This is a genomic window from Deltaproteobacteria bacterium, from assembly GCA_016930875.1.
GTDB lineage: Bacteria > Desulfobacterota > Desulfobacteria > Desulfobacterales.
This window is the reverse complement of the sequence record JAFGFW010000034.1, coordinates 1-7,204: the sequence shown is the minus strand read 5'-3', so window position 1 is coordinate 7,204 and position 7,204 is coordinate 1. Positions and strand designations below refer to the sequence as shown.

Annotated in this window: 8 protein-coding genes; 6 read left to right on the top strand and 2 right to left on the bottom strand. The window is 49.5% G+C overall.

From position 1 onward, the window contains the following. Positions 1–719: 719 nt before the first annotated feature. From JW883_03465 to JW883_03440, 6 genes are all read left to right on the top strand, one after another. A complete protein-coding gene (locus JW883_03465; GenBank protein ID MBN1841326.1) occupies positions 720–1,061 on the top strand; it encodes a hypothetical protein in 342 nt (113 codons plus the stop codon). Between the two features lie 355 nt (positions 1,062–1,416). Then, the gene (locus JW883_03460; GenBank protein MBN1841325.1) at positions 1,417–2,628 is read left to right on the top strand and encodes a L,D-transpeptidase family protein; all 1,212 of its coding nucleotides are present in this window, start codon (positions 1,417–1,419) and stop codon (positions 2,626–2,628) included. 106 nt (positions 2,629–2,734) lie between these two features. After that, complete coding sequence (locus tag JW883_03455; protein ID MBN1841324.1) at positions 2,735–3,055, top strand: hypothetical protein; 321 nt, start codon at positions 2,735–2,737, stop codon at positions 3,053–3,055. A 134-nt stretch (positions 3,056–3,189) separates the two neighbouring features. Beyond that, positions 3,190–3,555 (top strand): hypothetical protein, encoded by a 366-nt coding sequence (locus JW883_03450; GenBank protein ID MBN1841323.1) that lies wholly within the window; start codon positions 3,190–3,192, stop codon positions 3,553–3,555. 168 nt (positions 3,556–3,723) lie between these two features. Then, positions 3,724–4,317: a DNA methylase gene (locus JW883_03445; protein MBN1841322.1), complete on the top strand. Its 594-nt coding sequence runs from the start codon at positions 3,724–3,726 to the stop codon at positions 4,315–4,317. Between the two features lie 112 nt (positions 4,318–4,429). Then, on the top strand, positions 4,430–4,726 hold the full coding sequence (locus JW883_03440; protein MBN1841321.1) for a hypothetical protein: 297 nt from the start codon (positions 4,430–4,432) through the stop codon (positions 4,724–4,726). Positions 4,727–5,245: 519 nt separating this feature from the next. On the opposite strand, the gene JW883_03435 is transcribed toward JW883_03440, so the two are convergent. Both JW883_03435 and JW883_03430 read right to left on the bottom strand, forming a co-directional pair. Next, on the bottom strand, positions 5,246–6,049 hold the full coding sequence (locus tag JW883_03435; protein MBN1841320.1) for a DnaJ domain-containing protein: 804 nt from the start codon (positions 6,047–6,049) through the stop codon (positions 5,246–5,248). Position 6,050: 1 nt separating this feature from the next. Then, positions 6,051–6,293, bottom strand: a complete 243-nt coding sequence (locus JW883_03430; GenBank protein MBN1841319.1) for a hypothetical protein — start codon at positions 6,291–6,293, stop codon at positions 6,051–6,053. Positions 6,294–7,204 lie beyond the last annotated feature (911 nt).

Genomic DNA, 7,204 nt, shown 5'->3' with positions numbered 1-7,204 from the left:
TGAAGAGGCGTACCTGTTGTGCCGCCTGTATGCTGAGCTCAAGTCCCCCCTTTTTGTCCTTTGTGCAACAACCAAGGATGCCGAACGGTAGACCTCTGGAAAGTGTAAGCCTGCCTTCAACATCCTCTCTTATCAGTTATTCTGCTAATCGCGCGGGATAAATTCCCACCCGTGGGAGTTTCCCTCATAAAAATGAGTGCCTTCCTCCATGGACAAGTCGAATAAAAATAGATAGGGGGAAAACAGATAATTCGCATTCTCAGCTTATCCATGGCCTGCTTCACGATTGTAGGAAAGGTTGTCTTGGATTCTTCCCTGAAGAAATCAGGATCAGATCATGAAGAGAAAGGAGCTATCATCATGGCGTACAATTTCAAGATCTCTGTTCACCGAGACAGCGATAATTTGCATCTGATAATGCAAGGTGATTTTGACGGTACATCGGCTTACGAATTGCTCGATAGCTTGAGGAGGAATTACACGCGGCAATATAGAGTTTTCTTCCACACAAGCCGGCTGCGGCAAGTCTACCCGTTTGGCACAGAAACATTTGCAAACAGTCTGCATACGTTCGGTCTTGACCGGAAAAGTTTGATCTTTATGGGTGATTACGGTGCCCACATAGCCCCTGAAGGGAGCATCTGTCTTTGATTTTTCAACGATATGTTTCGTTCCCAACGAATCCTGACTCATAAGCGTGAGAGGGGGCAAAGCCCCAGATGAATCAACTTGCACAAGTGCTAGTCCGTCGATTGGAAGGCAAAGGTATAGAAGAGAGCAGCATACCCTTTTTTGTCAGAAGCTTAGCCAATACGTTTTCATTCGTTCCCCGCATGACGCGTCAGGACCTAAACAAACGATTGCACCTGTTGGGCTGGACTGATTTTGAACTGGATGACCACACCCTGCAGTTGGTCATAGCCGTTCTTGAAGCAAGGGGGTTGATGGGTGAGGAATATGGGAAAAGCCATTTGTTTGAGACTGCCTTTCATCTGAATACAGTCGATGAGCCGGGCAGTGTAAAGGAGAATCCAGAGAGATACATGCCCGATGAGGAATAAGGAGAGATCTTTATGAAACCTGGTCTCAAACCCGTCCACAGGTCAGGTCACAAGAATATCTACTGCCCTTGTTATCACGCTTGCTTAGATCACGCTGCCAAACATCACTGGCGATACTGGGATTGTTCCGAGTGCCCCTATAAGCGGAGGCAACAACCCATAAGGTCATACCAAAGCAGTCATGCCTTTGGCTCCTATTGTGAGCTGCCGACAAGCATCTACCGACACATCCGAGAAACATCCAGTGTGGAATGAACCCTGAGCATAACGATGAATTTTAAGAATCATTGACATTGTGTGGATGAAGGTGTCGAGAACATAAAGAAACTTGCATAGCAGCAGAGGATGGCGGGAGATGAAGGATCTGATCAAGTACATTGCTCAAGCGCTGGTGGATCACACAGAGGCAGTGCGGTTGCGAAGGGCCCAAAGAGTGGTTCGTAGCGACTTGCCGGGTGTGTCTGGAGAGGGCGGGCAGTTGGGAGCTGGTTGGCGAATTTCATGCGAGCGTATGATAGAGAGAAGTACCCTCCAGATATTGATCATTTTGGTGCTCATTGGCGGCGAGGTTGCTCGTAGTGAGGGATTCAAGTACCGTCTTGTGCGTCCTAGTGACAATCCAAATATCCAGGAGACGGTGGTAGGGTGCCCACGGGTTCATACTGTGGCTCCCAAGGAAACTCTCTTGGACATCTCTAGGCACTACGGTTTAGGGTTCAAGGAAATGCAGATCTTCCATCCCTCCGCAGACCCCTGGATACCCGAATGGGGACTTCGTCTGTCCATACCGACCCAATGGATTCTGCCACCAACCAGGTATCAGGGCGTCGTGATCAATCTCCCCGAATTGAGGCTGTACCGATTCTTCCCGCGGATTGAGATGGTGAAAACCTATCCCGTAGGAATCGGGGACGTAGGATATGAGACACCAGAAGGGGTTTACCGAGTCATAGAGCGAGAAGTCGATCCTGTATGGGACCTTCCTCCTTCGCTTAGGAAGAATTACGGGATCACGAAAGTCCCCCCAGGGTCAGAAAACCCCTTGGGAAAGTATTGGATCGGGCTCTCGCGTAAGGGATATGGCATACACGGCACTAGTTTTCCTTGGGGCGTTGGTCGACTGGTGAGCCATGGTTGCATCCGTCTCTACCCGGAACATATCGCTCAACTCTTTCAGGAAGTCCCTCTTGGAACCCCTGTGGAGATCATTTATGAGCCTGTTAAGGTTGGATTTAAGAGCGGCGAAGTATTCCTTGAGGTCCACCCCGATGTATACGGAAAGCTGGCCGATATGGAGGAATATACGCACAGCCGCTTGAAAGAATTGGGTCTTTGGGAATGTATCTCGATGGAAGGCGTGGAAGCAGCATTGCGTGAACAAAACGGAGTTCCGATCCGCATTGGGAAAATTAAGAAGGGGGGTGAAAGGGCTATAGCTGGGGAGCCGATGATGGGTCGTCTCCGCCAAATGAAGCTCCCCGCAGCAAGCTGCGGGGTATCAAAGCAGAATTTCGCCGTAGGTTCGCCTTGCCTTTCATCCCTGCAGCAAGTCGCCGACGCGCCATAGCTTGGGCGAAGGTGCGCTGCAGGGTATTCCGGCGAAGACGAATAAACGGATTCGATTAACTGGACAGGGAGATAATCCAATGAAAACTCGCAAAGAGGGAAGCCTCGTGGTGTGTTTCGCACTGGTGGTCTGTTTGGCAGTCGCCCTGGGGAGCTGTGCCCGCACCTCAGATCTTAGGGACGTTCAGGACCGAGCCCAGCAGGCCCTCCAAAAGGCAGATGAAGCCCTAGAAGAAGCCCAAAGCGCCAAGACAACAGCTGTGGACGCCTCCGGACAAGCAAAGGCGGCCACCGCCGCCGCCCAAAGGGCAAAAGATGCCTCCACGCGCGCAGAAGAGGCAGCAGCGCGGGCCGAGCAGGCTGCACGGGATGCTGAGAATTATGCTCGAAAGGCGGAGGCTATTTTCATGAAACTGATGAAAAAGTAGCATGAGTCGTATGGGCCCGAGTAGCAATGAATCCCATAACACCTGTTCCAGCCTCTGTGTTATGTTGTTAACTCTTAACAAGGAATCGTTGGTATGCACGAAGGAGCGATTGAAAAACTGATCAGGAGGTCGTTATGTCAGGTTTGGAAAAAGAGATGCCCGTAAGGCTCGAGGAAATCATCGGCTGGGCGAAGGAAGGGAGGAAGGTTAAGGCGAACGTGGAATTGATAAGAGAAAACATCGTTCAAAGGGTTCTTGTAGAGGCCGGCGATGCTGAAGAAATAGACGCATATCTCCTAGTGGGTAATTTTACGTTCGGTGTTGATGGTAAAATGCATAAGGTGTCTAAGACCTACCTCAGGGGCTATGCTTCTGAATCCGTGGAGCTGTCGGCTGCTAATAGGAACATCGCAAATGCCAGGTTGAAGATCGACTATCAACGTCTGATGCAAGGCGGAATCAGATTGGAAGAGAAGTACTTCGAAAAGCTCAGACTTTGAAAAAGCCTGCCAGAAGCGCTAGTTTGCATAACGTATCCGGCCCCATCCATACAGCATCGATCTGTGAGTCTGATTTCCCCTGCTCGGTTCAGGACCGCTGACTAAAATAGGCGCGGAAGAACGGGTTGGAAGGGGGCAACACTGGCGAAGACAGACAGCAGGAGTTAGATGAAGATTTCAGTATATAAGTTGAAACAAAGCCTGCTGTACTCTGAAGAACTTGGCATCGCGCTGAAAAGTGCTCGCAATGGAGTGCATTTCAAATGGTTTTTGGCAAGCTTGTTGTTCGGTGGACGCATATCTGAAACCATAGCAAAGAACACCTATCGCGCTTTTGAGAGGCACGACTTATTGACCCCCGATAAGATCCTGGCTGCTGGGTGGGAATTCCTTGTGAATCCCATCATGAGAGAGGGCGGCTATGTGCGCTATGACGGAAAAAAGTCCACTCAGATATTGCAGGACTGCGAGATGCTTGTAGGCGATTATCAGGGCAGCCTGAAAAAGCTGCACGACATCTCAGAGACTAGTTCGGAGCTTGAGGCTCGGCTCCTCGCCTTTTACGGCGTTGGGCCGGTGACGGCCAACATCTTCCTGCGAGAACTCCGGCCCTTCTGGCGGAAGGCTGATCCAAGACCACTGCCCATTGTCAATGAAATGGCGCAAAGGATCGGCGTCGATCTTGACTTGTACAACAGGAAGACCATGCCGTTTATTCGTATGGAAGCAGGCCTGATACGTTTGACGAGACAGAGAAAGTAAAGGCTTCGGTCAGACTGCGCATTCTGTCAGCGGAACCCTTATTAAGGCACTTCCCCGCAAACAAAATAACGCAATATATGCCGCAGGAGTAAGAGGGGGAGGTTGGACACCCATGTGGTACTACGAGACAAGGGTCGGCACATTTTCCATTCGCCCTGATGCCAATGAGCTGGGTAGCTGGCTATTATGTATAGACGCTGTGCAACCCGGCTCTTATTCCTCTCCTGAATTGGCCGCCAGTGATGTGCATGACCGATCTACCGGATGGGATAAATGGGACATGCTTGAAGATGCTGCCACTCCAACTGACTTAGGGCCGTGGTCCGTCTCGGTCAGACAAAGAACTTCGTGCCGAGTGAAGAGATCTATAGACACGGACAGCAGGCTAAGACACTTTACGTACTCTTGAGTGGTTCAGTTTCACTGACGATTGAGGAGCCAGAGGAATTCAACGTCATGACCGAGACACTAGAAGAAGCCGGCAGTGTTTAGAGAAATATCCCTAAAATGCTGTGCACGTTCTGCACGAACGTTCCCCTTATACGTCCCTGCCACGTGAGCCCCAGTTCAGGCATTCGTAAGTAACGCAACCCCTGGCCTTAGGCCGCTTTCTTGTTCTTGTCGGTAGAGTGTCCTGGGTTCGAAATCGCAGCCTCATTCGGTATCGGTAGACCAGAATAATCATTGCCAGATCGGAAGACGTCAAGCCGTTTACATATACGGGCGCACCTAGTCTTGTCTTCGTTTTTCCGGTGACAGGTCACGCACGGGGATCTATCGAGTTTTAACGTGCCATTCATGGTCTCGTGCACTTTTACTCTCTGTTTCATTGGCCTTTCAGGTGGTCTGGATACTATCCATACTGTGACCCCAACTTGCTGAGCCTAGGATTACCCCGTATGGCACCCCTCAACTCAACGACGAGGAACTACTTGTGAAGTTCAGAAAGGAAGCCCTGCATCCTCTGAAGAAGGGGCTTCTTGATGTGAACCTTCAGGTAAAGATCCCCAGGTTTTCCGCCCCCTTTTCCATCCTCGCCCATTGCCACAAGACGGATTCGTTGGCCTTCTCTGACTCGAGGCGGAATCTTGAGAACCAACTTTTTTGACTTTCTTCGGAGGAAGTAGGCAAATGGACCGCCCTGCTGTGCTTGCTGGGGGCTCAGTTTAATGACATCGAGGATGTCTGAACCGTTTTCAGGCAATTCGATGCCGCCGACTTTTTCCAGAAAAAAGCGAGAGAGTTTTCCCAGATGCCCTTGCAGCGGAAACTGGCGTTGATCCCGTTCACGTTCTCCTGGATATCCAGCAAAAACAAACCCTTTGGCAAAAAAACCAGGTTTTTTGAATTCAAAAGTCCGGTATGCTTCCCCATAGAATTCCCGGAAAATATCTTCGTAACCCCTGAAGCCAAATACCTTGGCCATTTCCTCGAGAATGTCATTAATGTCTGAACCGCGGAAAATATCCTCCTCAGAATAACTCCTTCTGAATTGACTATAAGCCGAAGATCCAAACTGGTGTCTTAAGGCCTCGTATTCCCGTCTTTTGGCCGGATTTGAAAGAACAGCATAAGCTTCGTTAACAGCTTTCATTGTTTCGGAAGCTTCGGGATTTGCCCTGTTTCGATCGGGATGATATTTGAAGGCAAGTCTCCGATAAGCCTCTTTGATCTGCTCCGCGCTGGCATGCGGTTCTACACCCAAAATTCGGTAATAATTTTCTTGATGCATTTTATTTTTTATCCCTTAACACTGGGTTGCGAGTGATCTTAGGAAAGACCCATGGGTCCTCAGGGTCCAATGTACCTTCTATAATCTCCGCTATGGCGGTGGCGCAGTCAGTTTCCTGCTCTTTGCCACCAGGGCAGGTAATCGAGACAGCCCTCGCCTCGACGTCGATGCTGTCTAATGTGCAACCCAACCGAGAAGTAACGATTGAGACAATTTGAAGGAAATTTAAGTCTTGTTTCAACATGCTTCTTTTTCTTCCTTTCTTCTGTTTGTAAGTCTTTGTGTCCGATACGTTTTCGGGAAACAAGTGGTTTCCGTTAAGCCGCATGTTCAGGCACATAAACCCGGTAATCACCCATCAGGAGCCCAGCCACGTAATTGCAGCCAAAGGTGCAGAACGGCTGTTTTGGGGAATCGCAGATAAGCCGAGGGAGCGAAAGACTAGGTGTCAGCGCGAGGTAAGCTAGTTCAAGTACTTGTTATTGTTGACTTGTGCTGATGTCGCTGTGTATGTTTCAAGTATTGGCTCGCGTCCCTATGCAATTTATGTACCAGTTTACAGAACTGATATCATATTGTCAAGCGAAATGTTGAGATCCTGATGCAAGGACTGTACGTGTTGCTGGCATTTTCACTGTGTCATCAGGCTGCGTCCCCGGGGCTATTTTCCCCGGATTCAGGCATGATCAGCACTGACCCCTTGAATGGCGGGAACTTCTGTCTTATATAGATTGAATCTTTGTAACTACTCGGGAGCCAGGAGCCGGAATTCAGGAGCCAGAATGAGAAGGTAGCCCGCTAAGGATTTTCAAGACTTGATTGTTTCGCAAAAGGCACATCAATCCGTTTTGTCCACGTATAAGTTTAGCGATAGTTTCCCAACACTTGAAGAGGTCAGTAAATTACTTCAAGCATACACTTCTTTTATTCTGGATTCTGGCTCCTGACTCCTCACTCCTGAATAGTTGCGAATCTTTTTCCCAAATACAACCCTCAAACGGGCAAACGCATCTCATATGAAACTCCTTGGTCACTCTATTGATGATCTGTTGAAGATAATTCGCCACCCACAGGGGCGCGTCAACTGCACTGGTCTGTCAGGGGCTGAAGAGGCGTACCTGTTGTGCCGCCTGTATGCTGAGCTCAAGTCCCCCC